Here is a 26,615-nt window from a genome sequence, read left to right as displayed (position 1 = left end):
TCGTGAATCCATACTGCATGAGCTTAACAACGTCCGCTATTGGCACAAAGTAGACAAGCTAACTGAGCAGAATGTCCGCAGTGAGCAAAAAGCGGACTTTGAGTAGGGCGTGTTTAAATAGCTGATGTGTAGAAGAAGTATGCCTGACAGGAGTCGCTATAGAGCTATGCGAAAAGATGCGCAATTACCGTCTTGTGCCCCTGGAACAACAATATAAACATGGTGTTGGCTTCATTTAACCCTTTGGTTACCCTGATTTTGCTGCGCATAATAAGATGCAGAGGTTCGAGTGTCGACCTAGAAGGTGCTTATCAATCCTCTGTGTGACTCTCCTGCGGACTGATATACCGCTCCCTTTGTTTTCCACAGGCTTATGAGGTGCATAAGGTTCTATATCTACTGGCTGCGATGATATAGTTCGGCAATCCAAGGGGAGTGTTTACCCTTTTCATAAACCATGTGTAGCTCTTTTCGGGGACGGGTGACGCCTACATAAAAGAGGCGCCGGGCCTCGCGAAGGGCATTATCTGAAGCTAGATCTCGCTTATTCGGGAAGTCATATTTATTCACCCCAAACATTATGGCTACATCAAATTCTCGGCCTTTTGCACTATGAAGAGTGCTAAGGGTGATGCGCCCGGTTCCTTCTACTTTCCCCGCGAATACATTCAGAGCTACATCCATTCCCCTGACGGGATCGGTTCGTTTTAGTAACTCCGCAAGGACATCCCATTCCTGCTGGGTGTTTTGTGACATATTCATCCAGCCGGTGATGATCTCATCATTTAAACGTCTAAGCCACTCGTGGGCACTTTCCGCTTTATCAATTCCGTTTCGTAAAAATGTGATGAGCTGTACGGTCAGTAATTGTTCTTCAGCACGGTTTGCGCGGCGGCCATAAACCAGAAAGAGTGCCTGACTCAGTAACAGGTTAAATGTAGGAGAGGCTTCTTTCCATCCACCTGTCACCCACTGACTGCAGGCTTCGATGAAACAGGCAAGACGAGAATTACGTTTTATGAGAGCATTACTGTCAGCACGTATTATGGCAATATTTCTGTTCTTTAGCTCTTCCGCAACCTTATCGCCAAGCCAAGCTGCCCGGTACAGAACCCCGATGCGGTCAGGCTGGAATCCTCTATCAAACAATGAGGGTATTAGATTATGGGCGATAAAATGCGCCTGTGTGTCATAATTGCCTTTAATCCCATGGAACCCTAACTCTCCTTCTGAATTACCATCGGGGCCAACATAATCCCGGTCTTCTCCCAGCGCTCCTAGTGATGCCCTGATAATTTTTGCGCCAGATCGATAGTTGAAACGAAGACGGAACGGTCTAACATCTGCCCGTGAAACTAGACTGTCCAGTAGACTTGGATTTGCACCATTAAATCCGTAAATGGACTGATCTGCATCACCGACCGCAAACAATCGTATTCCACCGTTAAAGCACAGCAGTAGAACCAGCTCATGAAGAGCGTGCCCTAGATCCTGATATTCATCTACAAACAAAACAGGATAGCGCGACCGGATAGCATTACGTATCCATTCATGCTCGCTAATAATACGAAAAGCGATGAGTGGCATATCATCAAAGTCAATCAGTCCTAAGCGCCGAAGTTCTTCTTCATAAGCTTCAATAAAATCTGCCAGCTCCGGATTATTATTTCGCCAAGCCGGTAGGAGTCGGTTCACATCCCGGCGTCGTTTCTCTTCTGCAAATTTCCACCGTGCATGGGGATCTCCGATAGCTCCGAATCTAGCCTGGTAAGCCACTTCTACAGCCGCGCGACTTTCGTCTCTAGTCGCCACACGAAAATCCTCCGGCAGCAAGCCCGGTATACATCGTGAGTAGGGGATTAAAACCTGATTTAAAGCAAAGCTATGCACGGTACCAATAAAGTTCCGATCATCGCCAATGACATCAAAGCAGGCCAGACGTCCTTCAAGTTCAGAAGCGCATTCATTATTGTAAGTAATACAGGCCACGCCTCGGGGGTCAGCGACCTCTTCAATCAGGGCACGTGCCATGGCGGTCGTAAGTGTTTTGGTTTTTCCGCTGCCTGGCCCAGCAATAACTACGCAGTGGCCGGGGTATGTGGCCGCAGCGTACTGCTCTCTGTTCGGTAATAGCTCATTCAGAGCCTCTGAAAGTGCGCGCCGGTCAGACATTCGACACCACATATTGAATAGCTGAAGCAATATACTCCGGCGGCGTAAGCCCAGGGGCTTTTTGCTTCAGCTTGGCAGCCAACCGTCCTTTACCTATGTCAGATATCATCGCGAGAAGTTGCGTCGGGTCTGGAACCATACCGGCACGCCATGAAGCAATCCTTGATGAACGTAACACACCAAATCCCTGTTCATCGAGGATATCCAGCAGCGCTTCTTTGAGGCCAGCCGTATTGGCCACGGCGACTTCAAACGTCTGATCGTTTAAAAAAATACCAATCTTTTCAAATGAAGGCTTACACTCTTCATAAGAACAATTATTGAGCCAATTAATATTCCCAGGAGTTAGTTTTTTTAGTTTTCCCGATACATCGCTAAATGCCTGCCAGATACCAATTGAGCGTGTTTTACCCATCGGTTGTTTCGTACCATCCAGTGGGTCCCAGTCGGTTACGACGGAAAAGGGTAGTCCGAGGCTGGCTGCCAGCTTCACGTATGGTTCAAAATTAACTCCCGCTACGTTACATACCGTAATCCCAAGCTGGTCGAGATTGATCCCCATGGCCTGTGCGAAACCTGGAAGCAAAACCTCCTCAGCATCGCCTTCAACAAATATCACACCGTTAGCAAAAAGAAGCTCCGATCTGGTTGCTGTTAGATACCGTTCAATGTCGTCGAGTTCTTCACTGGTTACTGGCAGTTCAGCTAGGGAAAAAGCTCGCGATCGCCCTTCAGGATCCCTGCAAATGCGAACGATAGAACGAAGAGGAGCAATGGTTGCCAGCGTGGGAGAATGGCTAGTCACAATCAATGACTGATCTTTGTCGGCATTATTGAAGAGTTTGTCAAAAACAGCGCGCTGAAGCTGTGGGTGAAGGTGTGCTTCGGGTTCTTCAATACAAAGCAGGGAGAAATTACGTTCATTCTTTTCACGTCGCCATGCAAACTCTGCTAGCTTGAGTGATATCAGAGCCACGTTCGCAGAACCTAGGCTCGCTTCAATAATGCCTCTCTTTCCATCATCAATGAACATAGAGATAGAACGCATCAATCTGAGCGGGTCAGCAGGTGCAAAACGGAGGCGGGCATCTAAATCGTGAGCAGTTCCAGCCAGGTCAAGAATGCCACCACGCAGAGAATCCTCCAGATCCCTAATTGAAGGGAACTTCTCCATGGTTTCCGTTGCTGCCTGAAGCTCAGTTGCTACGCGATCTAAATCGGCCCGACTCAGCGAAGAGAATGCATCTTCCAACAAGGGGCGTAGCGGGGAGTTTCGCCAGAAAGCAAGCTGTGCTTCTGCATCGCGTAACGCGTCAAGCATATCAATGGAGATCCGGCGTCTGACGCGCCCAGGAATGGTTCGCGATTCTTGACATCCGCCAAAAACAATAAACTCACAGTCCTCACTTGAACGGGGAGCTCCATCGACTTCTTCCTTTTGACGGAAAATGTAGCTCAACCTTGCTACGGTAGGATCCTCTGCGATGCGAAAATCTGTCAACAGAGCGGAGAGGGAAGGGTCACTGTCGAAATCGGCGAATTCAAGGTGCACCTCAATTTGAGGGTTTGATTCAAGGTCGCAGCCATCCCAGAAATCTGACAGCTTAAGCTGCCTGGCTGAATCAGGCAGAGTAGGATCAATAACCAGTCGAATTGCGAAAAGCAGATTACTTTTACCAACGCGATTTTCCCCCAACAGCACAACATTACCTGCCAAGGGAATGTGAGCCGCCTCAAAATTTCTAAAATTGCGGATTCCGAGTTTTGATAAATACATAAAAATCCCTCTAAATGCATTATAAAGGCTGTGGAAAGGCGTTCTTCTGCCAAGAAGCTCAGAAAATTTAACAGCGGAGGTTCTGAGCGATTGTACTTTATTCTTTTCTTATCATCGGCCGTTAATGGCAAAAGTTCAACACTTAGATTTAGGACTTACTCTAGTGGGGCAGCCCACTATGTCAGCTTATGGCATAAAGCTACCGTAGGCGAGGCAAAAGGAACAGCTGCGAGCGAGGAACTGACGTAAAATATAAAAAAGATCAGTAATGACTCAGTAGTTTTTATAAAACCATGGTGATTAATTTGACAGTATCGTTAAATAATGTAGCTATAATTAATGTGAAAAATAATGAATGACAGCCTGAGTCAGGAGGAGGCAATATTGTTATATAAATAAATGCACTAGGTTTTCTAAGTTTTTTAATAGTACTCGCAGGCTTTAAATATATTGTGTACACGTTGCTCTTTATTGACATGCAGGAGCACGGGCCGCTCTAATATAGAGCTGGCAATATCACTTAACGATGGGGAGATCAGTATATCGAGTGGTGTATCGCGGGGAGAGCATTTCCCGCTTCATCTGCCATTGTTGCTGGATCCCTTGTCCGGCAAAATAAAGCGTCCCATGCCCGTTTTCAGCATTCAGGTGATCTAGGATATTCATCAGCTTCTGGCTATTTTTGCGGGGTGGGTTCTCGTCAAACAGATTAAGTTGTGCGACGCCCTGGCTATACAAATCTCCCAGCATGACGCCTGCTTTCTGATACCGATATCCGTTTTTCCAGATTACATCCAGACAGCGAGTAGCAGCGCCGATGATATCTCTGCTGTCCTGGGTCGGAGTGAGCAGCGTTACCGATGCGCTATTACCGTAATACGGTTCGTTAATTGTGAACGGAGAGGTTTTAACAAATGCAGATATAAATCGACAATGCTGATGCTCATTACGTAGTTTCTCTGCTGCCCGGGCCGCATAACTACAGATAGCCTCGCGCATCTCTTCATATTCTGTGATGCGGCTGCCGAATGACCGAGAACAGATAATCTCCTGCTTTACGGACGGGAACTCTTCCAGCTCAAGGCAGGGTTGACCGCGTAATTCACGGACCGTTCTCTCAAGCACGACGCTGAAGTGTTTTCTGATGAACCCTATATCGGTATCTGCCAGCTGTAATACTGTTTTGATACCCATACTTTCAAGCTTTTTTGTCAGGCGTCGACCCACACCCCACACCTCTTCAACGGGCAGCGCTGCCATCAGTTTTCTCTGACGAGCCACATCCGATAAGTCAACCACGCCTCCGGTCTGGCGCTGCCATCGTTTTGCCGCATGATTTGCCAGCTTCGCCAGGGTTTTAGTCTGCGCAATTCCTACCCCAACGGTCAGATGCGTGCGCTGTAAAACAGTGGCTCTGATTTCACGGCCAAACTCGGTAAGGTCGCGACAGTTACTTATACCTGTAAGGTCACAAAAAAGCTCGTCAATTGAGTATCTTTCGCAGCGGGGAGACATCTCTTCAAGCGTGGTCATCACCCGGTTGGACATATCTGCGTAGAGTTCATAATTGCTACTGAAGCAAACCACCCCATGATGCCTGAAAAGATCTTTTTGTTTGAAATACGGCTCACCCATTTTCACAAAAGGTTTCGCTTCCGCAGAACGTGCGATAACACAACCGTCGTTATTTGATAAAACGACGACTGGCCGGCCCTTCAGGTCCGGGCGAAAAACGGTTTCGCAGGAAGCATAGAAAGAGTTCACATCGCAGAGTGCAAACATGATCAGTTCCCGGATTTCACGACATCGTTCTGAGCGGCAACTGGTAAAACGTAGGGAATAAAATTACTGAACCCAGGGGATGCCACGATTTGGTGTAACCTGGTGGGTGTGAAAAACTGCATTATGATCACCGCTAAATGAACTGTATTTATATACAGTATTGTATGTCGGTAGCAAAGATCAAGGGGCGGGAACCTTCTGGACATTCTGGTGCAAGCCCAGAAGGGCTAATATTATGTCCACAATTTAATCGATGCTAATCATCTCTGGATGAAAAAGGGGAACTGTCCCCTGAAAGGAATAATCTATGAGTATTGCAGGTATACGTTCAAATCGCGGCGATGGCTATCAGACCCTGGTAGCGTTTGATTGGGCATTAATAGTCTTGTCCGATCCGGACTTCGAATGGCTTGAAGTAGATTCGATAAGTTATTCCGTTGATGATGTCGTTGTTGGCAGAACTGACGGAACCTTGATCGCCTGCCAGTGCAAAAAAAATCAAACAGATTTCAAGGCCTGGACGATAGCTGACCTTGGTGACGAACTGGATAAAGCCTTCCTTCTGCTGGCTGATAACCCCAGAGTTAATGTCCGCTTTTATTCGCGAAATAACTTTGGCGACCTTGCAAAAATCAAAGAGCACAGCTCATCCCAACCAGATGAAATGAACTATCTACAAAGTTTAGGGAAAGCACAGAGGGGACTAAATGACACCTTGGCTCATCTCCTAAAAAAAACTGCTCCTGACCTTTCAGTATTTGAATTCCTTCGTCGAACTAATTTTATTACCAGTGATGACCTCGATCAGATGGAACTCCAGTTACGTGGCCGCTTACGTAGCATAGCGAGTAACCATGAAGCAGCTTTTAACGCACTCTGGGTTAGCATTGAGAAACTAGGGGCACGATTAGGTGGTGGTAGCTCGTCTGCTGCGACTATACATCGTTTGACTAAAAACGATCTTCGGAACATTGTCCAGCAGTCTGGGTCAACCCTGGTTCCGCCGATGGGTATCGCTGAGATTCGCCATTCTTTTTCTAGCACTTCGGCTATTGGTAGGTCATGGCGGCGAGATATTGCTGGGCAGCGAATTGCCAACCCAATCCTGAATGAACTGTTGGCTGCAATTGATGCAAGAAAAAAGTCTATCCTGCTTACTGGTCTCCCAGGTTCAGGAAAAACCTGTATCATGCTTGAATTGCAGGAGGCTTTAGAAGAACGGGCAATAAACTGTTCAGACATGGCACCACTTTTTATCCAGTCACGTGAGTTCGCAGATCTCGCAACACCAGAAGAGCGCCAGGCTCAGGGACTGTCCCAGCAATGGGTAGAGAAAGCTGCAAGACTTGCTGAAAGCGCTTATGTAATAGTCGTTATTGATTCCTTAGATGTATTATCCATTGCCCGTGAGCATCGCGTACTACAGTATTTCCTTGCTCAAATCGATCGCTTGTTATTGATTCCAAATATCACCGTTGTTACCGCATGCCGCGAATTTGACAGGCATTACGACAGACGGATTGCTGAACGGCATTGGGACTGCGAATTTGAGTGTCAGCCATTAAACTGGGATGTTGTAGTTGCTCCATTACTGGCTACGTTGAAAATTGCTGCAACAGAAATTGACATCGTCACACGTGAATTGATACGTAATCCGCGTGAATTGGCGCTGTTTGTAGAACTAGCCTTACGAGGTGGCAGTTTCAATGTGGTAACCAGCCATGCTTTGGCGCAACGCTATCTAAATAGTATTGTGCTTGCCGATGTTGAATTGGGGGATATGGCTTTACAAGCGATTGAAGGTCTTGCCACCGAGATGCTGCGTTTGCGAAGCCTGACGGTTCCTCGACAGCGTTTCACTGCATCTTTAGATATTGAGAGAAAACTTCGCAGTCTTAATGTATTGCAGGAAACTGTAGATGGGAAACTGACTTTTGGCCATCAAACCTTACTGGATGTCCTCGTCATAAGTCGGGCTATACGGAATGGCGTCACACTAAATGAATTCATAAAAGACTTACCGCCGGTTCCTTTTGTAAGACCAAGCATCCGAAGTTTTATCGCTCAGTTGGCGATAGGTGAGCGCCGTGAGTTCAGAAAACAACTCAGGACGGTATTAACGGGCGATACGGCCTTTCATATCCGACGCCTCGCAGCAGAATCTTTCGCTGAGCAAACACCACAGAATGACGATTGGTCTTTAATACGTGATTTACGCGAAGATTACCGTGATGTTTTTCAGGTGATTTACACGGCTGGTAGATCTGTTGAGTGGCATCATTTCTGGATGAAATTTCTGTGTCCTAATCTAATAACCAACCGAGATATTGAAGGCCTAAAGATACATGTTCATCGAATTGCTCAATGGAGTAATGCTGATACTGTAGGAGTGGTGTCATTCTGGACTGAAATTATTGAATTAGATTATTTTGATAACAAAAGTATTGCAGATCAGCTTGCAAGGATTTTGTTAGAAATTGAACATGGGAATTTGCAACTGGTTGCTCCATTGTTACAGCGTTTACTTGATATGCCATTGTCTGAGTACAGTTCGCTTGGTGAAGTTATTGCTAAGTGTGTGGCGATTGGCGTAGTCGATGATATCTTTCTCTGGCGTTATATAACTGTTGGGCTAACAGATGAGAATATATTGAAGTACAGCTTTGAGAATGAGTTACGTTGCCGTCCGCATGAATTTGGAATTCAAAATGAAAATTTTCTAAAAAACCGAATGATGCAATCCAGTACGTTGCTGGATTTGGCAGTAGATGCAATAGAATACTGGAGTCAGTATAGGGAGTCACAATATAAAAATCCCAAAATGAATTATCGATATGGTTTTCTGAGCGAGACTTCCTATGAAAGAAAGGGCAATCTGTTAGATATACATCATGCGGAGAGCATAAATGTTCTATTTGACGCTGTTGAAGCAAGTGTCCTCTACCAAGCAAAAATACACTCAGACTGGTGGCAACAAAATAGTGAACGACTTTGCCTAAATGATGAAGGCGCTTTACTCTATTTTTGTATTCTTGCTTGTACTATTTCGCCATTAACTAATCTTTCTTTGATAGAGCGTATATTGTGTAGTCGAAACATACTTGAGTTTGATGTTTCTCATGAATTAGATGAACTAATACAGGCAAGCTTCAGATTTCTACCCGTTTCAGCACAGGATGCTGTCATGGATAATATTTTAACTATATGGGAGAAGTATGAATCCACCGAAAGTGAATTGTGGGTATTGGAGAAGAAAGCAGCATTGATAGCATCTATTCCTTGCTACTTACGCTCACTAAAAGCACAAGCTGTGGTTGATAAATATGAGAAAAAAGCGGGAATAATAGTACGTCAACCTAAAAATCACTCATATGAAAATATTGTTAGGGCTCCATTTCCATTTGAAATATTTTTGGGAATAAGCGATAAAGGGGTGTTGAAATTACTGATGCACTATGATGGGCATTCGGATTGCGATGGAATTAAAATGCTTGTTGGCGGGGAGCGGGAAGTGGGCTCCCAACTACGAGAGGCTTCCTCACGTAATCCCTCTCGATTCTTGAGATTTTTATCCAATTATTGGGCTGCAATACCTGAAAATTTTCGTGATGATATCATGATGGGGGTCACTACATATTTAGCCCATCGCTATGGCAATTTGAGTCCGAATGAAGGGTGGACACCGATCGAGGATCCTGATTCTTCCCTGCTGGCGAGTCAGATACTTGATGAACTAGAAAGGCATTCAAAGCAATGGCAATATAAGCGATCTACAGCTAAAGCAATTCAGGCTTGCTCACATGTCATACATGACCAACTTAAAGCCGAACGGTTAATATTTTTAACCATTGGATTTGCATGGTGCCATGAGTATGACCTAATTAAGGATGACTCCGTAAGTTTACTCAGCTTGGGAATGAATATGGCAAAAGGAAATATTTCTGAATCTTTGATGATTGTCGCAGATAATCTTATAGAGCATGAAATCGAGTTGCCGCAATTGCTAGTGCCCACGTTGCGTCGCTTTGCAAGTGACGAGCACTTAGCAGTTCGTGCCACGATTCTACGCCGCTTGCCATATTTACAAAGTAAAGATTTTGATTTGGGTTGGGATTTATTTCACCTAGCCATGAAAGATGCTTATGAACTTTGGAAAATTGCTGAGCGTTGTCTTTATTATGCGTATCATAGACATTTCAAAATAGTGAAGCCGTTACTGGCACGCCTTTGGAGCGAAGGACGCGGCAATGATATGGAAATATGGGGACGCATTTCTGCCTTAGCCGCCATGACTCAGCATATTCCTTTTGAGACATTACTATATGATTTGTATACATTAGATAGCCCTGAGGCTTGGTATGGTGCAGCAACCGTCTGGACAAACGCTGAAAATATTCAACGCCACAGGGAACAATGTTTTTCCGGAGTTAATGCCGGTTTAAAAGCAAATAGCAAACATGCACTGAAAGTTGCGGGACAAGCAATTCGTATCTTTCAAGATAAAAGAGAGGCGATATCTGTTCCAACAGAGTTAATTAGCAACTGCTTTTCTGTATTTGAAAAAGATAGTAATAATGATAATAAAAAACCGCAGCCTTATGGATTTCATGAGTGGCTCAATAAGTTGTCACAACATGATCCTAAGCAAGCTCTTGTAGCAACCGAAATTTATGTGGCATATGTGCGCGATAGCAAACTGCATATGTATGATAACCATAATAATCTCACACAATTGATGACTCATCTTTTTGCGGAAGCAGAAGAACATGAAGAGTCTGACTGTGGTGCGATGTTGCAGCGCGTTGTGTCATTACAAGACAACTTACTTTCAATGGGTATTAAAGGCATAGCTGATTGGTTGAGGGCGGCGGAACGACCATGACTGCCCCAAAACTGGATGGTTTTGAAAACTGCTTAGACCATGGACATACTTGGGTCAAAAAACGTGAAAAAGATACTTTTCTATGGACATTTTGTTTGAAAGTAACTAGCTCACTTAACTGAAAAAATTTCATGTCCATAATCGATCATCTTTCCTTTACATTGATGAGGCCTTTTGCGATCTCACCGGCGTCAGCAATTGCCTCAATCTGGAGGCCTTTGGCCGTGAAATTCGACAAACGCTGCTGCAACGTACGCACCTGACCGTCGGGGTGGGTATTGCCCCCACCAAAACCCTCGCCAAGCTGGCGAATTTCGCGGCCAAAAAATGGCAGCGGCAAACCGGCGGCGTGCTCGATCTCTCCAGCGTCGAGCGGCAGCGTAAGCTGATGGCGGCGCTGCCCGTCGAGGAGGTATGGGGCGTTGGGCGGCGGTTGAGTAAAAGGCTGGATGCCATGGGGATTAAAACCGTGCTGGATCTGGCCGACACCCACACCGCCGTGATCCGCAAGCATTTCAGCGTGGTGCTGGAGCGCACCGTGCGGGAATTGCGCGGCGAATCCTGCCTGGGGTTTGAAGAGTTTGCCCCGCACAAGCAGGAGATTATCTGCTCCCGCTCGTTTGGCGAGAAGGTCTCAGACTACGAGGCGATGCGCCAGGCCATCTGCAGCTATGCCGCGCGCGCCGCCGAAAAACTGCGGGCCGAGCACCAGTACTGCCGGTTTATTTCCGCCTTTGTGAAGACCTCGCCGTTCGCGCTGAACGAGCCTTACTATGGCAACAGCGCCTCGATTAAGCTCCTGACGCCCACCGAAGACAGCCGGGATATTATTAACGCGGCGACTCGCTGTCTGGACGCTATCTGGAAAGAGGGGCTGCGCTATCAGAAAGCCGGGGTCATGCTGGGGGATTTCTTCAGTCTTGGCGTCGCGCAGCTTAATCTGTTTGATGAAAATCCTCCCCGACGCAACAGCGCAGAACTGATGGCGGTTATCGACCAACTCAATAAAAAAGAAGGGCGCGGAACCCTCTGGTTTGCCGGGCAGGGGATTGAACAGCAATGGCAAATGAAAAGAGAGATGTTATCTCCCCGATATACCACGCGTTTTTCTGATTTATTGCGGGTGAGATAAATCCTTATCCCAAAATTAGTCTGCTTATAAAAAAGAAATATAGGTGTAAAGAAAGTTATTTATACGATATATCCCTGTTCTATTAATAATTACTGTATGGTGGTGTTTCTATTCACTTGCCCGGAGGGGCTATTCCCAACCTAAAATTTGAGTGCCCGGTTTGCACAAGTACGCGATTTCGTTTTACCACGTTTAGCCCAGCGCAAACCCAACCTCATGGTGCTGTTTGTTCCGTTTGTGGAACCCGACTCACCCCTCACTCATGCGTGCCACTCCCGAAAAGGAGACGCTGGCCAAAACAGGTTGTTTAAGTGTAATGCGGGGGCCCGTCCTGGGCCCTCCTGGATTATTTGTTTTTACCGCTTCGCTTACGGCACTTTTATATTAATTGAGTGTTAGTAAATTCCAGTAAATAAGAGTATCACGTCATCCGCTTTATTTTACGCGTCGCTGATCTCATCAATTAATTCTGGCCCCTGGTTTTTCACATTCCCCACGGCCCGGCTAATGGCAGGCCATTGAAACGGGTCTGCGGCCATCCTCGCATTTTCATCTCAGGCTATCTTTACTTGCTTACGTCACGAATTTAACCTGTTTGCACAATTTGGCATATAGGTTAATCTTATGGAAAAGAGAACGCCGCATACTCGCTTACATATCGTTAAAACGATGGTACGAGCTGGATTGACGGCAATAACCCGTTCCGCATTGATCGGCGCAGCCCAGATGGGCTTTTGCTCCAGACAGGAAATTTTTGATGTCATCCTGACGCTGGAACCGGCTGATTTTTACAAAAGTATGACCGCCCATCACGATCATACGTGCTGGCATGACGTGTACCGAACGGTCTACAACGGCCAACAGATTTACATAAAGTTTATTGTGACCGATGGCGTACTGGTGGTGTCATTTAAGGAGCTATGAAGATGAAATGTCCTGTTTGCGGTGGCGCGGAGCTTCAACACGAAAGCCGCGATATTGCGTATGAATACAAAGGCCAGAAAACGATCTTTCATGCCGTTAAAGGGCAGTTTTGCGATGCGTGCGATGAGATTATTTTTAGCAATGGGGAAGGGGACGAGTACTTTGCCGCCATTCTGGCGTTTAACCGTAAGGTAAACGCTGAAGAGGTCGATCCAACCTTCATCGCAAACGTGCGTAAACGCCTGAATCTGGACCAACGTCAGGCAGCCGAAATTTTTGGCGGCGGAGTCAATGCTTTTAGTCGCTATGAAACGGGGCGTGTCGCGCCGCCACGGCCATTAGTGTTGTTGTTTAAAGCGCTGGATAAACATCCTGAACTTCTGGACGAACTGAAGCAGGCTTAACCGGTCAACCTGGCCAGAAAAGATGCTCAGATAATCCAGACTTTAAGACGCGCTGATCTCATCAATTAATTCTGGCCCCTGGTTTTTCACATTCCCCACGGCCTTTGTAACGGCATGCCAATGGAATACGTCCGCGGGGACTGCACCCGTCTGCGCAATCTCTTCTGCTTCTTGCCCGCTCACCGACTCGCGTAGCCAGTCCCGTGCTGCCTCTGGCGTTAACACCAGCGGACGCCGATCGTGAATATCCACCAGCCCTTTATCCGCCGCGGCGGTGACGATCAGAAACCCTTCCGCCTCATCCCCGCGTTCAAACGGCGTGCTGCCGATGGCCGCCATAAAAATGGGTTGTCCGTCGGCGCGACAGATAAAGTAAGGCTGCTTTTTATCCCCCTCTTTTTTCCACTCGAACCAGCCGTCGGCAAAGACAATCGCCCGACCATGGTTCCACAGCGGTTTAAACATCCGGCTGCTGGCGGCGGTCTCCTGCCGGGCATTGATCAGCGGCGGCTTGTCCCACCAGCCAGGGGCGTAACCCCAGAATACCGGGTCAAGATGCAACAGATCCTCGCGCTCGCTGAGCAGTAACACTTTGGTGCCAGGCGCCACGTTATAGCGGCCGATAGGTTGCGGGTCGTAGGGGATGTCGCAATCCGCTTCATCGGCCAGAAAGGCAAGATACTCTTCCCGGGTCTGCGCCTGGGCAAAACGTCCACACATAGTCACCTCCGGTGGTATATGTAAGTATTATAGGTTGTCTATTTTCCGGAAACGGGCAGGTTGCATTTGTGAGAGAGGGTATGACAGGAAAAATAATACTCACCATGCTGGCGTTTGCGGCGAACTCCGTCCTGTGCCGGGTGGCGCTGACGGGCGGGCACATCGATCCGGCGACCTTCAGCGATGTGCGGATCGTCAGCGGCGCACTGTTCCTGGTGATGCTGATGAGCGTCAGAAAAAGGCCGGCATCAAAAATACATTATGACTGGCGGAGCGGTCTGGCCCTGACGCTGTATGTGCTGGCGATGTCCTGGTCCTATCTGCAGATCGATACCGGGACCGGGGCGCTGTTACTGTTCGGGACCGTGCAGACGGCAATGGTCATCTATGGCTGGCGGCAGGGAGAAAAAATCGGTGTGCTGAAGGGCGCGGGGCTGTTGCTGGCGGTCGCTGGAACCCTGCTGTTGCTGCTCCCCGGCGCGCACGCCCCGGAACCAACCAGCGCGTTGATGATGATCGGTTCCGGGCTGGCCTGGGCGTACTACTCGGTGAAAGGGAAAAGCATGCCGGAAGCCATACCGGCGACGACCGGGAATTTTATCCTCGCCGTACCTTTCACCGTCGTTCTCTCGCTCTTGCTGTCCGGGGAAAGGTTTACCAGCGCGCCCGGACTGTTATTAGCCATGACGTCCGGGGCACTGGCATCAGGCGCGGCTTACGCGCTGTGGTATACGCTGCTGCCGAAGATGAAAGCCATGACCGCAAGTACGGTACAGCTTAGCGTTCCCTGCCTTGCCACTCTGGGCGGCGTGGTGCTGCTCGGCGAAACCTTCAGCCTGCGCATGCTGGTGTCGATGTGTGCCGTGCTGCTCGGCATTACGCTGGTCATTCGGGCCCGTGATGCTCGCTGATGGCCTGCGCCGCGCAGATGAGGGCGAGATGGCTCAGGCCCTGGGGCATATTGCCCACCCATTCGCCGGTGCGGGTATCAAACATCTCATTGAAGGTTTCAACGTTGCCGCGGTGGCACAGCGTCTCCAGAATTTCCTCCATCATCTCCTCGCCAACCGCTGGCTTGCCCATCGAGGCCCAGGCCTCTGCCAGCCAGAATGAACAGGCGATGAAGGTACTCTCCTCCTGCTCGACGCCGCTGTAGCGGTAGACCATCGCGCTGTTATGGCCCAGTTCGCGATGGATAGCCTCATAGGTCAGCTTCATGCGTTTCGGATTCACTTTCATGCCGTAGCGTGAAACCAGCGCCAGGGAGGCGTCCAGCTGTCCGCCGTCCCCGACGTAAAAGCAGTAGGACTGATGGGTTTCGGACCAGCAGTGCTCCTCAACCCAGTCGCGGATGCGGTCCCGCTCGCGTTCCCAGCGCGCTTTCCATGTCGGTTCGATATGGCTGTGCTCCGCCAGCACCACGGCGCAGTCCAGCGCCAGCCAACAGGACATTTTCGAGTGGGTGTAGTGTCGCTCTTCCGGCAACTCCCAGATCCCGGAGTCCTTCATGCGCCAGCGGTCAGCGCACTGATTGGCAAGATGCCCGAGGAAGCGCGAGGTGCCCGTATCCAGAATATGGCCCGCTTCGACAAACAGTTTTGCCACGCCAAGCATATCGGCATACATGCTCAACTGACGCTGGTCGCGGGCGTTATTGCCAATGCGTACCGGCTGCGAACCCCGGTAGCCCTGGAGTTCCGCGTAACGCTCTTCCGGTACCAGCTCGCCTTCGAGGGTGTAGCAGGCCTGCATCTCCGGGCCGTGTTTGATAATGGTTTTCGACAGCCAGGAAAACGCCGCCTTACACTCCTCAAGGGTGCCGAGGAAGGTAAAGGCTTTAATGATCAGGCAGGCATCTCTCACCCAGGCGAAGCGGTAGTCGTAGTTTTTCTCGCCGCCGATCCCTTCCGGCAGGGAGGTGGTGGCCGCCGCGGCCAGCGCGCCGGTTGGTGAATACCAGAGGAACTTCAGCGCCAGCGCGGAACGGATAACGTGATCTTTATAGAGGCCGTCATATTTGAGCCCCTTCACCCAGTCCTGCCAGGCGGTGTGGCTGGTTTCAATGCGGTTATCAATCGCCTGAATGTCCGGCACCGCCAGCGGCTCGCTCTGGGTCACGAGCAGGGCGACAACTTCCCGGCTTCCCTTTTTGAGGGTGATCTCCGCTTCGATCTCTTCGTCATCAGCGTGAGTAATAATGACGTTTTCGCTGGTGTGCAGCATCGCCATCAGATCGCCGATATGGTAAACGCTCCCCTTGAAGGTATCTGACCGCCAGGGGGAGCGCGTTTCGACCATCGTCCCGAAGCGCAGATGGAGCCGGAAAGGCACGGTGCCGCGGACGCCTTCCAGCCGCCGGGCCAGTTCACTCCAGGGCAGACGCCCCGCCAGGGTGCTGTTAATCGATTCGGTTAACAACACCGTGCCATCTTTGGTCTCAAAACGGGTTTCCAGCACGTTGCTGTCCTCGCGATAGGCGCGCGAGACGGTATACTCCACCGCAGGGGTCAGGCTGAAAAAACCGCCGATGGTCGGGTCCAGTAGCCGGTCGAAAAGGGGCGGCGAGTCCAGATTGGGCGCGCTCCACCAGTCGATCGAACCATCCGGGGCGATGAGCGCCACCGAGCGGCCCTCACCGATGGCGGCATAATCCCCCAGACCAATAAATCCTTCCTCGCGCAACGGCATAGTGTATTTAGCATTTTTCAAATGAGTCATCCCTTCGTCTGGCGCAGCAGGTCGCGTTGTCTTTTCGTTACGGATAATTAAAGCGTGCCGTTGCCACCGTCTGCGCACCAGACCTGACCCGAACAATAGCTACTTTCATCGGAGGCAAGGGTCACGTAAAGCGAGGCAATTTCTACCGGCTGTCCCGGGCGATCCATCGGTGTGCCGGAGCCCATGCTGACAATCTTCTCCTGCGGCTGGCCGCCGCTCACCTGCAACGGCGTCCAGTAGGGGCCTGGCGCCACGGCATTTACGCGTATGCCTTCACTACCCAACTGTTTGGCCAGCGATTTGGTAAAGGCCACGATAGCGGCTTTGGTCTGGGCATAGTCCAGCACGATAGCGTCAGGATCGAAGGCCTGAACGGAGGAGGTATTCACAATCGCCGAGCCGGCCGAAAGATGGTTGAGTGCGGCGCGGGTGATCCAGAACATGGCATAGACGTTGGTTTTGAAGGTGGCGTCAAAGTCGGCGGTAGAGAGAGTGCGAATCGAGGTGGAGAACTGCTGACGCCCGGCATTGTTCACCAGGATATCAAGCCCGCCCAGCTCTGCGGCCGCGCGCTCCACAAGGGTTTCGCAGAAGGACTCGGTGCGAATATCGCCGGGGATAGCGACGGCTTTACGGCCTTCAGCCTGGATGAGTTTGATCACTTCCGCCGCGTCGCTCTCCTCTTCGGGCAGATAATTGATGGCCACATCTGCGCCTTCGCGGGCATAGGCAATCGCCACCGCCCGGCCAATCCCCGAATCCCCGCCGGTGATAAGCGCTTTGCGGCCTTTGAGTCTGCCAGTGCCGCGATAGCTGGTCTCGCCATGGTCGGCCTGAGGCGTCATCTGCGAGGCGAGCCCCGGCCAGGGTTGAAGTTGTTCGGTGAAAGGAGGGCGAGGGTACTGATCCGGTGAGGTGTGATGCGACATAGCAGGCTCCATATATTTCGGTGATGAATATAAAGCCTGGCATAATGTGACGGATATCGCGCTTTCAGGGGGAACATTTGAGAATTCAGCCCGTTAACGGGCTGAAATTCAGGCGGGTTATTTATCTGCTGCCATTTTCATCTGCTCGGCAGACTTCAGATGCTGCTCAACCACCGGCGTGTGTGCGTCCGCCAGGGCCTTCACATCGGGATCCTTGATGTTTTTGGCGTCACTTTGCAGTTTCGACAACACCATCTTGTGATCTTTGGTGCCGGCATTCTCCATATACATCTTGTCAAACGCATCGCCGCTCTCTTTTTCCAGCTTATCGGCCATGGCTTTATGGGCTGGATCCGGCTCAGTCGGGAGTGTCACCCCTTTTTGTTGGGCGACCGCCTGGACTTTGGTCAGGGCAGCGCCGTGGTCATCGACCATCTTCTGGGCGAAGGCTTTGACGTCGCTGCTGTCGGCCTTGCTCAGCGCGATCTTAGCGGCGGCAACTTCATTGATATTGGCCTGCGCCATGTCCTTCAACGCTTTTTCGTCGCCGGAGTCCAGCTTAGCCATGGAGCCGGTGGAGCTGGTCTGGGCTGCGGCGTCACTCTGCGCGGCGCTCGTCGACTGGGCCTTCACGCCGACAGTGCCGAACATGGCGGCAACTGCTGAGGCAATCAGCAGCACTTTCAGGTTGTTACGCTTTTGCATGTTGTTCTCCTGATGGTCATGGGTAGGGTTGATGTCAGATCATTAACCGTGCATTTCCTGCTGTCCAAATTACAACTGCAATGGTCAGTATAGTGGATGGGTGGGGTGTGGCAGCAGATTCAGCTATTGTCCTGGTCGGAGGGCGGCAGGAAATGACGAGAGTAAGGCGCTTGCCCACGGCTCGGTTGTACAAATGGTTACACGCGGTTCGTTTACGAAAATTTACGATGATGATATGTTATGTGATAACAATACACGTCAATGACGTATCCTCTTGCGTCCGAAAGTCAAAACGCCATGCAACCCTCTCAGGCTCGATATTCATTAGCATCCTCTCAGGCCTTACTCGCCGCCAGAGTCGTTTTTGGGCTCGGTGCGACAATTTTTCTTATGCTCATGACGGCGCTGATCGCGCAATTTTTCGCGCCAGCTTCCCGGTGGCCTGCGTTGTTATGCAGCAACGCCGGGGCGCTAATTTTGTTAGCGGTCACGTGGTATCACGCTCAGCGGATTTGCCAGTGGCGCGCGGACATCTTCTCGCCGCCGCTCAAAATGGAAGAGGTTCTGCCAGAATCTGCACCTCAGTTGAGTATTTACCCGCGCTTTGTTGGGTTGCTCCCGATTAATTTCAGACGCATCGGGGCACTGCTTAAAAGCGATGGCGTGGGGCTCGCCGTAATGGCGGTCTTCGTGATAGGTGTTGCGCTTGCGGGGTGGGGCGAAAATTACGTCGCGCTGGATGACGGCAGGCTGCGATGGGTGGCGGTGGGTATTATTGCGGCAGCGATGTTTGCCGTGCTGGTTGCCGAACGGCATATGGCGGCAACGGCCAACGAAGCCTGGCCGGAAGCAAAATTTATCGCGCCGATATTGCGCCTGACGCTGGCGGTGCAATGCTTCTCGTTACCGGCGTTCGTTTTTCCCACCCTCAATATCGCACTCTTCATTAATCTGCCCGCTGTACTGGTGCTGGTGGTGGCGATTGAGTTCCTGCTGCGCGGCCTGTTCTCGCTGTTTATGCCGCCGAAAACCGAAGAGGCTGAACCTGACTATCTGGCAAAAAGCCAGCTGGCGACCCAGCTTGTCTGGCCCCCGCGCCCGATGCTGTTTTTACAACACGAAATCCATCAGCGCTTTGGCATCGATCTGCGCCAACTTTGGGCGTTAACGGTTCTGAAGCGCGTGTCTATGCCTGTACTGACGGTGATGATCGTTTGCGGCTGGTTGCTGACCGGGTTCCAGCAAGTTTCCACCACGCAACGCGGGATCTACGAACGGTTCGGCAAACCGGTGACGGTGCTGCCTGCAGGGCTGCATTACGGGCTGCCATGGCCTTTTGGGCAGGTGAAGTTAACCGAAAACGGCCAGGTACATGAACTGGCCGCCGGGGAACAGGACGATACCGCACCCGAACCGCTGGCCAGTGCCGAAGGTAATGCTCCACCAGGGGCAGACCGTCTCTGGGACGCGATCCACAGTTTTGATAAAGCCCAGATCATCGCCAGCCAAAGTGATGACCAGCAGAGCCTGCAAATCATCAACAGCGACGTGCGTTTTATGTGGCGCATTGGCTTGACCGATAACGCGGCACTGGCGGCAACTTACCGCAGCAACAATCTGCCAGCGCTGATCCGCAGCACCGCCAATCAGGTGCTGGTGCATCAATTTTCCTCACTCACGCTGGAACAGTTACTCGGTGAGCAGCGCAACGCGTTAGCCAGCCAGATCAACCGGGCGGTGCAGCAAAAACTCGACGCCTTACACAGCGGCGTGGAATTGCTCTCTACCGTGGTCGAAGCCATTCACCCGCCAGCCGGTGCCGCCGATGCGTTTCACGGCGTGCAGGCGGCACAAATTTCCGCTCAGGCGCTGGTAGCACGCGAGCGCGGTCATGCCGCTGAGCTGGCCGCCAGCGCGCAAACCCAGGCGACCACTCGCCGGAACCAGGCGCAAATGAATGCCACCGATGTGACCAGCAAGGCGCAGGCCACGGCAGTCAGCTTTGCCGCGCAAAAGCAGGCGGTCGCGCACGCCGGGCAGGTCTTTATCGACGAATTATGGTTTAGCCAGCTGCGCCAGACGCTCGGCCACAGCCCGCTGCTGATTATCGACAGCCGCATTGGGGCAGGTGCATCCCCGACCATCGACCTGCGCGAATTTCCCTCATTGAACGCCGCAGCACGCCGCGATGTGCCTGCAAAACCGACACAGGAGCCTTCCCGTTGAGCCATTCACATCATCATGGTTGCAGCCACGGCTGTAGCCACCACCATTCAACCGGGCCTGCAACGGGCGGCTGGAAGCGCATTGCCGGTGCGGGTTTACTGGTGCTGGTTCTTGTTGCGGTGGCCAGTCTGGTGCAGGTCCGCTCGGGTGAATCGCTGATTATCACCCGCTTTGGCAACCCGGTGCGTGTGCTGCTTAACCCCGGCCTGGCATGGCGTCTTCCCGCGCCGTTTGAAACGGCAACCACCGTGGATCTGCGCATGCGCACCACCTCGAGCGGCTTGCAGGATGTCGGCACCCGTGATGGGCTGCGCATTATCGTGCAGTCTTACGCGGTCTGGCAGGTTGATAACACGCCGGAACATGTGCAGCGCTTCCTGCGTGCGGTGCAAAATCAGCCCGATGAAGCAGCACGGCAAATCCGGGCGTATTTAGGATCGGCGCTGGAAACCACCACCAGCGGCTTTACGCTTTCACAACTGGTGAATACCGACAGCACACAGGTGCAACTCAGCCAGTTTGAATCACACCTGCAGGCGCAAATCAGCCAGCCGCTGCTGGAAAGCTACGGCATTCGCCTGGTGCAGGTGGGAACCGAACGCCTGACGCTTCCGGCGGTGACGCTGAATGCCACCGTCGACCGAATGCGGGCCGAACGTGAAACTATCGCCACCGTGCGCACCGCCGAAGGCAAACGTGCCGCAGCGGAAATCCGTTCGGCGGCAGAGCGCGACGCGCGCATTGTGGAGGCGCAGGCAGAGGTTCAGGCTGCCGATATTGAAGCGCAGTCTCAGGCGCAGGCGGCAGACATTTACGCTAAGGCTTACGCCAGTTCACCGCAGCTTTACAGCCTGTTGCGCCAGCTTGATGCCCTGAGCGGGGTGGTGAACACAAGTACCCGCCTGGTATTACGCACCGATGCTGCCCCTTTCCACCTGTTAGTCGATGGCCCGAAACTGGATAAAACCCATGAGTGAGAGGCAAAAACCTGCCGGGCCCTGGACGCAGTCCATCCGCCTCGCTTTTTATGCCTTGCTTGGGTTGACGCTTATAGCCGCCTCAAGCTGGCTGTTTTCGAACATCCGCCAGGTGCCTGCTGACAGTCGCGCCGTGGTGCTGCATTTTGGCGCCCTGCAACGCGTTACCGAACCCGGATTATTGCTGAGCTGGCCGAAGCCGATTGATGAGGTGGTGATGGTGCCTGCGCCTGACCGGGTTATTGAACATCGCGTAACTGCGCTGTTGCGCTCGCCCGACGCGCTGGAGGCGGATACAAGTGATGCGCTAGCCGGTTCAGGCTATTTGCTCACCGGCGATGCGGGCGTGGTGCAGTTGGATATCAGCGTCTTTTACCGCGTCAACAGCCCGGCAGATTATGTGTTGCAGGGCGAACATGTGATCCCCGCCCTCGACCGCCTGGTTGAGCGCGCGGCGGTGGCGGTTTGTGCTGCCCGCGATCTCGACAGGATCCTGGTGGCTCGCCCGGAGATGGTCAGCAACAACATGAACGTGGCCCAACAGCGCGAACGTCTGCGCACCGACGTTCAGCACAACATCGAGCATAATCTGCAACGCCTTGCCCGGGCCGGCAGTTCGCCCGGCATTACCCTTGAGCGCGTCACCGTACAATCGATGCTGCCGGCTACAACAGTCACCGCCTTTAATGGCGTACTCACGGCCAGCCAGATGGCCTCACAGGTGATTGCTACGGCAAATACGGAGGCGTCTGTCATTCGGCAAAAAGCCACTCAACATGCTGACCAGATACGCCAGACTGCCCAGGCACAGGCCCGGGAAAAGGTCGCCAAAGCGCAGGCCGACACCGCGATGGTTACGCGATTAGCGAACACGCCGCAGGATCCGGATCTGCTGGCGCGCATTTACCGGGAACGCATTGCGGCAATTCTGGCCCAGGCGGCATCTGTCATTACCGTTGCACCGCAGGATGATGCCAGGCTGATCCTGCAGGCAGCCGGGCAAAAGGAACCTTCTCCACAATGAGCACCGATTCAATGAATCCGGGTGGCGCGTTAAGTCATCAGGAACAGCGCAACATTGCCCAACGGCTGATTCTGGCCATGCTGGCCAGCGGTACGTTAATTCTCGGCCTGCTGTGGCGCGCCCTGGCACCGGAGCAGGTGGCCGTCGCCGATATGCTGCTGGGGGCCGCCTCGTTGATGGTCGGCATTCCGGTGCTGCGCCACGCCGTTTACAGCCTGCGCTATCCAGACCTGCACGGCATTACCGATCAACTGGTGGCGCTGGCGCTGCTGGGGGCGTGGGCAACAGGAGATATGCTCACCGCCGCACTGCTGCCGCTGATCATGATCGTCGGGCATATTCTTGAAGAACGCAGCGTGATTGGCTCGCAAGAGGCAATCGAGGCGCTTGGCAAGCTTACCCGTAGCCGTGCGCGGCGTGTTGCTGCCGACGGCAAACTGCATGACATCGATAACCACCAACTGGTGGCAGGCGATATCGTGGAGGTAAGAGCGGGCGACCGTTTGCCTGCCGACGGGCGTGTGCTGGAAGGGCAGGCGAGTCTGGATACCGCGCCGATCACCGGTGAATCCGTGCCGCTGGAAGTGAAACCGGGGATGGACGTGTACGGCGGCGCGATCAACCTCGACGGACGGTTACGTATTGAAGTCACGCGCACCGGCGAAACCTCAACGCTCGGACGTGTTATCGCGCTGATGCAAAGCGCGGAGCAGGCCAGCCCGCCGATTACCCGCCTGCTGGAGCGTCATGCGGCCCGCTACTTGCTGCTGGTGTTGCTGATCGCCGCCAGCACCTGGTTTTTAACGCAGAATAGCCAGGCAATGCTCGCCGTGCTGGTGGCCGCTTGCCCTTGCGCGCTGGTGCTGTCTGCCCCTGCGACCTCCATTGCTGGCCTGACCGTTGCCGCGCGACACGGTATTTTGATTCGCGGTGCCGCGTTCCTTGAAGAACTCGCCGAGCTCAATGCGGTGATTATCGACAAAACCGGCACGCTCACCCACGGCAGACTGCAACTGCATGAACTGCGTCCGGAAGCGGGGGAATCGCCGGAGGCCCTGGCAGCGCTGGCGGCCAGTCTCGGTTCGACCAGCAATCACCCGGTCAGTTGCGCGCTGGTCAACATCGCGGCACAAGGCGCGTGGCCTGCGTTGCAGAATGTGCATGAGCATCAGGGCCTCGGCGTATCCGCCACGACCGCGGCGGGCGAGGCCTGGCTTGGCAGATATGCATTACTGGCAATCCAGGTCGCGGATTTACCGCCTGAACCCCCACACGACGGGCCGATAGTGGGCCTGGTACTGGCAGGGCGCTTCCGGGGCTGGATTTTACTTGCCGACAGCCTTCGCGAAGAAGCGCACGACGCGATGGCGCAGCTGCGCGACCTTGGCCTTCATCAGCAACTCTTACTCACCGGCGATCGCCTGACCGTGGCACAACGTATCGCCAAAAAGGTCGGTATTAACCAGGTTATCGCCGGCGCGTTGCCCGCCGACAAACTGCACCAGGTGAAAGAGCAGATCGACAACGGCTTCCGCCCGATGGTGGTCGGCGATGGGATCAACGATTCGCTGGCGATAAAAGCAGGCGTGGTCGGCGTAGCGATAGGGGCAGGTGGTTCAGATATTGCCATGGCATCAGCGGATATCGTGTTGATTGGCGGAGACTTACGTCGCCTCGGCACCTGCGTGCGCTTAAGCCGCCGCTGTCGCCGCACGCTGCACATTAACGTGATGATTGGCCTTGGCTGGACGCTGGTCATTGTCGCTGCCGCCGCGTTTGGGTGGTTAGGCGCGTCGGGTGCAATCATTGCGGCGATTTTGCACAATATGAGCACCTTGCTGGTGCTGGGAAATGCCGGACGTCTGTTACGGTTTGAGGAGAATATGTAGTTGAGGTTAGTTAGCTGGCGATGATAAAGATGTCCGCCTGGTGCCAAAAGCAGTCGTTGTACTATATAGCTCAGTAGGTTTCGAGAGTGATAAATAATGTCCACCCTGACATTCGCGGATGAAATGTCAGGATGATTCATTCATCACCTTAAAAAGGTTCTCTGTAGTTATTCTGCAGCCTGAGGAAATTTGGGTAATTTTTCAATATCCGCAGCCTCGTGGCCAATGATGAGTTCGGCGTTAAGGTTATGGATAATACGGTTTAATCTGTCCTGTGATGCAAGCGTATCGGCGCGATTAGTATTAAATGTCGGTACACCATTAATCGGTACTGAGGCAGCAAAATGCCATAAGTCTCCGGAAAGAATGATATTCCTGTCGCGAAGGCGTACCAGCAAGGAATGATGGCCTGGAGTGTGTCCTGGTGTTTTAAGCATGACCACCTTACCGTCGCCAAAAATATCAAAATCACCCTCTACTTCAGTCACCTTTGCGTTACCGGAAAGCCAGTGAGTGAACTGGCTCCGGTCGAGGTTCTCGTCAGACTTTTGGGAACGAATCACTGCCATATCGCTCGCGCCGATGAGCAAGCGAGCTTTAGGAAAGCTGGAGAGCTGGCCAGCGTGATCAAAATGGTAATGACTGAGCGCGACCAATGAGATCATATCAGGCGTCACGTTTAGCTTTGCGAGCTGCTCAACCAGTGGACGTTCAAGACGCGGCCGTATACCTGTCCCGCTCTGATCTTTTCCCAGGTCAGACAAAGGAAGGCCTGTATCCCACAACATCCATGTGTTGTTATGGCTAATCAGATAGCAGCTATCGGCCACGTGTCGCGGCTTAACTGCATAATCGAAGGTATCGGAAAAAGGACTCATATCCGATAACTCGATGGTGCCACAGTTAAGTCGCCATAATTTAATTGATTCAGCATGAGCGGTCAGGCTCAGGCTGTAAAGCGCAACGGCGGCAACGACATATTTTACCCAGTTCATATTTTGAACCCTTCAAATTTTCCGTTCTGCCAGAAAAGTTTGTTTACTCAGTCAGAAAAATTTCAGCCGGTTTGCGATATTTTCACAGAAACAGGCGAACCCTCTCATTCAATGATTAAGCTCCATAGGGAGGGTAATCGACATAACCTTTTGAATCCCCACCATAGAATGTCTCCCGATCGGGTTCTGCAAGCGGCAGCCCATTCTGCATACGTGCTACCAGGTCCGGGTTGCTGATAAAGTTCGCGCCAAACCCGGCGAGGTCAATTTCACCTCCCTCAATCATTTCCGTTGCCAGATCACGGGTCAGTCCGCCAGCCAGGATCAATGCTGTAGCGTTCAGCGGTGACTTCATTCCTCGCATAAGCTCGAAGAAACCATTTTCAGCAGATCCTTCAACTTTGCCGTCTGCACGAGAGAAGCCTGACTGATTCATAAGATGCAGGTAGGCAAGCTCACGCTTACCGATTTCTGCGGCAAGGGCCAGGTAAGTTTCATTAATTTCGGGATATACCGGCATATCAAAAATCTGACCATAAGGAGACAGTCGAATACCTGTTCGATTTGCACCGATCCTTGTCGTTACTGCATCGATGACTTCAAGCGTGAATCTTAGCCGGTTATCCAGCGTGTCGGCTGCATATTTGTCGGTACGGTCATTGACACCTGGATTGAGAAACTGCTCGAAAAGATAGCCATTGGCAGCATGGATCTCGACACCATCAAAACCGGCAGCTATCGCGTTTTCAGCAGCCCAGGCAAAGTCTTCAACAAGCCGTGGGATCTCATCCGTATTCAATGGTCGCGGAGCAGAAGTGTCAATCAGGGCGGGCTGCCCGTTTTCATCATAGCCGAAGGCTTTCGTCCCTTCTGCTTTTCTGGAACTCGGGCTGACAGGTAGCTTACCGCCTTCCTGAATTGAGGGATGGGACAACCGGCCTACATGCCAGAGTTGTGCAAAGATTCGTCCTCCAACAGCATGTACTGAATCCGTGGTCAGCTTCCAGCCAGCAATCTGATCATCACTGTAAATCCCCGGATTGAACAGATATCCCTGCCCTTCACGTGACACCGGGGTGCCTTCAGTCACGATCAGGCCCGCCGTGGCGCGTTGGGTGTAATAGAGGGCTGTCATCGTGTCAGCGACGTCGCAGGGTGCACGGGAGCGCGTCATCGGAGCCATGACTACGCGATTGCTTAAGGAGGTTCCTGACAGATTGTAGGCTTCAAATAATGTGTTTTTCATAACGTCCCCAGAATGAATTTACGTTCACGACGGCTTTGAAATTCATCTCAGCCGTCAGGTCTGGATACAGTCTAGAAAAATGTTATTAAAGGAACAATTAGGCTAAAATGCAA

Annotated in this window: 18 protein-coding genes and 1 pseudogene; 10 read left to right on the top strand and 9 right to left on the bottom strand. The window is 51.9% G+C overall.

Going from position 1 to position 26,615, the window contains the following annotated elements; translation table 11 throughout:
* Positions 1 to 396: 396 nt before the first annotated feature.
* From SOM40_RS12070 to SOM40_RS12060, 3 genes are all read right to left on the bottom strand, one after another.
* Positions 397 to 2,172: an ATP-dependent helicase gene (locus SOM40_RS12070; protein ID WP_320530261.1), complete on the bottom strand. Its 1,776-nt coding sequence runs from the start codon at positions 2,170 to 2,172 to the stop codon at positions 397 to 399.
* Positions 2,165 to 3,949: an ATP-dependent nuclease gene (locus SOM40_RS12065; protein ID WP_320530029.1), complete on the bottom strand. Its 1,785-nt coding sequence runs from the start codon at positions 3,947 to 3,949 to the stop codon at positions 2,165 to 2,167. Before SOM40_RS12065 ends, SOM40_RS12070 begins: the two co-directional genes overlap by 8 nt.
* Before the next feature lie 516 nt (positions 3,950 to 4,465).
* Entirely contained in the window at positions 4,466 to 5,731 is a 1,266-nt protein-coding gene (locus SOM40_RS12060) for a Y-family DNA polymerase (RefSeq protein WP_320530028.1), read from the bottom strand.
* A 307-nt stretch (positions 5,732 to 6,038) separates the two neighbouring features.
* Between SOM40_RS12060 and SOM40_RS12055 the strand changes: the two genes are divergently transcribed.
* From SOM40_RS12055 to SOM40_RS12035, 5 genes and pseudogenes are all read left to right on the top strand, one after another.
* A complete protein-coding gene (locus SOM40_RS12055; protein ID WP_320530027.1) occupies positions 6,039 to 10,613 on the top strand; it encodes an NACHT domain-containing protein in 4,575 nt (1,524 codons plus the stop codon).
* A gap of 160 nt (positions 10,614 to 10,773) precedes the next feature.
* Positions 10,774 to 11,745, top strand: a pseudogene (gene umuC / locus SOM40_RS12050) (translesion error-prone DNA polymerase V subunit UmuC); the annotation flags it as partial.
* 116 nt (positions 11,746 to 11,861) lie between these two features.
* Complete coding sequence (gene ymcF / locus SOM40_RS12045; RefSeq protein WP_475421986.1) at positions 11,862 to 12,056, top strand: cold shock small protein YmcF; 195 nt, start codon at positions 11,862 to 11,864, stop codon at positions 12,054 to 12,056.
* Between the two features lie 313 nt (positions 12,057 to 12,369).
* Positions 12,370 to 12,669, top strand: a complete 300-nt coding sequence (locus SOM40_RS12040; RefSeq protein ID WP_320530026.1) for a type II toxin-antitoxin system MqsR family toxin — start codon at positions 12,370 to 12,372, stop codon at positions 12,667 to 12,669.
* 2 nt (positions 12,670 to 12,671) lie between these two features.
* Entirely contained in the window at positions 12,672 to 13,073 is a 402-nt protein-coding gene (locus tag SOM40_RS12035; RefSeq protein ID WP_106993028.1) for a type II TA system antitoxin MqsA family protein, read from the top strand.
* A 42-nt stretch (positions 13,074 to 13,115) separates the two neighbouring features.
* Here SOM40_RS12035 and SOM40_RS12030 read toward each other — a convergent pair whose 3' ends face one another.
* Positions 13,116 to 13,793, bottom strand: coding sequence for an SOS response-associated peptidase (locus SOM40_RS12030; protein WP_320530025.1), 678 nt, complete (start codon positions 13,791 to 13,793; stop codon positions 13,116 to 13,118).
* 80 nt (positions 13,794 to 13,873) lie between these two features.
* Here SOM40_RS12030 and SOM40_RS12025 point away from each other — a divergent pair, with 80 nt between their 5' ends.
* The gene (locus SOM40_RS12025) at positions 13,874 to 14,704 is read left to right on the top strand and encodes a DMT family transporter (RefSeq protein ID WP_320530024.1); all 831 of its coding nucleotides are present in this window, start codon (positions 13,874 to 13,876) and stop codon (positions 14,702 to 14,704) included.
* Here the strand turns inward: SOM40_RS12025 and SOM40_RS12020 are convergent.
* The 3 genes from SOM40_RS12020 to SOM40_RS12010 all read right to left on the bottom strand — a co-directional run bounded on the left by SOM40_RS12020 (position 14,679) and on the right by SOM40_RS12010 (position 18,145).
* Positions 14,679 to 16,511, bottom strand: a complete 1,833-nt coding sequence (locus tag SOM40_RS12020; protein WP_320530023.1) for a glycoside hydrolase family 15 protein — start codon at positions 16,509 to 16,511, stop codon at positions 14,679 to 14,681. The two genes, SOM40_RS12025 and SOM40_RS12020, sit on opposite strands and share 26 nt — an antisense overlap.
* A gap of 47 nt (positions 16,512 to 16,558) precedes the next feature.
* Entirely contained in the window at positions 16,559 to 17,440 is an 882-nt protein-coding gene (locus tag SOM40_RS12015; RefSeq protein WP_320530022.1) for an SDR family oxidoreductase, read from the bottom strand.
* 117 nt (positions 17,441 to 17,557) lie between these two features.
* On the bottom strand, positions 17,558 to 18,145 hold the full coding sequence (locus SOM40_RS12010; RefSeq protein ID WP_320530021.1) for a DUF4142 domain-containing protein: 588 nt from the start codon (positions 18,143 to 18,145) through the stop codon (positions 17,558 to 17,560).
* A 477-nt stretch (positions 18,146 to 18,622) separates the two neighbouring features.
* Between SOM40_RS12010 and hflK the strand changes: the two genes are divergently transcribed.
* From hflK to SOM40_RS11990, 4 genes are read left to right on the top strand one after another with little or no spacing between them, the layout of a single operon-like run.
* Positions 18,623 to 20,371, top strand: coding sequence for a protease modulator HflK (hflK, locus tag SOM40_RS12005; RefSeq protein WP_320530020.1), 1,749 nt, complete (start codon positions 18,623 to 18,625; stop codon positions 20,369 to 20,371).
* Positions 20,368 to 21,348: a protease modulator HflC gene (gene hflC, locus SOM40_RS12000; protein ID WP_106993021.1), complete on the top strand. Its 981-nt coding sequence runs from the start codon at positions 20,368 to 20,370 to the stop codon at positions 21,346 to 21,348. Before hflK ends, hflC begins: the two co-directional genes overlap by 4 nt.
* Positions 21,341 to 22,372, top strand: coding sequence for an SPFH domain-containing protein (locus SOM40_RS11995; protein WP_225758691.1), 1,032 nt, complete (start codon positions 21,341 to 21,343; stop codon positions 22,370 to 22,372). Before hflC ends, SOM40_RS11995 begins: the two co-directional genes overlap by 8 nt.
* A complete protein-coding gene (locus SOM40_RS11990; RefSeq protein WP_320530019.1) occupies positions 22,369 to 24,261 on the top strand; it encodes a heavy metal translocating P-type ATPase in 1,893 nt (630 codons plus the stop codon). The genes SOM40_RS11995 and SOM40_RS11990 overlap by 4 nt, the downstream gene beginning before the upstream one ends.
* 167 nt (positions 24,262 to 24,428) lie before the next feature.
* On the opposite strand, the gene SOM40_RS11985 is transcribed toward SOM40_RS11990, so the two are convergent.
* Positions 24,429 to 25,256, bottom strand: coding sequence for an N-acyl homoserine lactonase family protein (locus SOM40_RS11985; RefSeq protein WP_320530018.1), 828 nt, complete (start codon positions 25,254 to 25,256; stop codon positions 24,429 to 24,431).
* Between the two features lie 115 nt (positions 25,257 to 25,371).
* A complete protein-coding gene (locus SOM40_RS11980) occupies positions 25,372 to 26,502 on the bottom strand; it encodes an alkene reductase (protein ID WP_320530017.1) in 1,131 nt (376 codons plus the stop codon).
* Positions 26,503 to 26,615 lie beyond the last annotated feature (113 nt).

Origin of the sequence: Leclercia sp. CFBP8987 (genome assembly GCF_034044995.2) — a bacterium.
In the GTDB taxonomy this organism is placed as follows: Bacteria; Pseudomonadota; Gammaproteobacteria; order Enterobacterales; family Enterobacteriaceae; genus Enterobacter; species Enterobacter tamurae.
The sequence above is the reverse complement of the archived record's forward strand: the minus strand, read 5'-3'. Positions and strand labels throughout refer to the sequence as shown.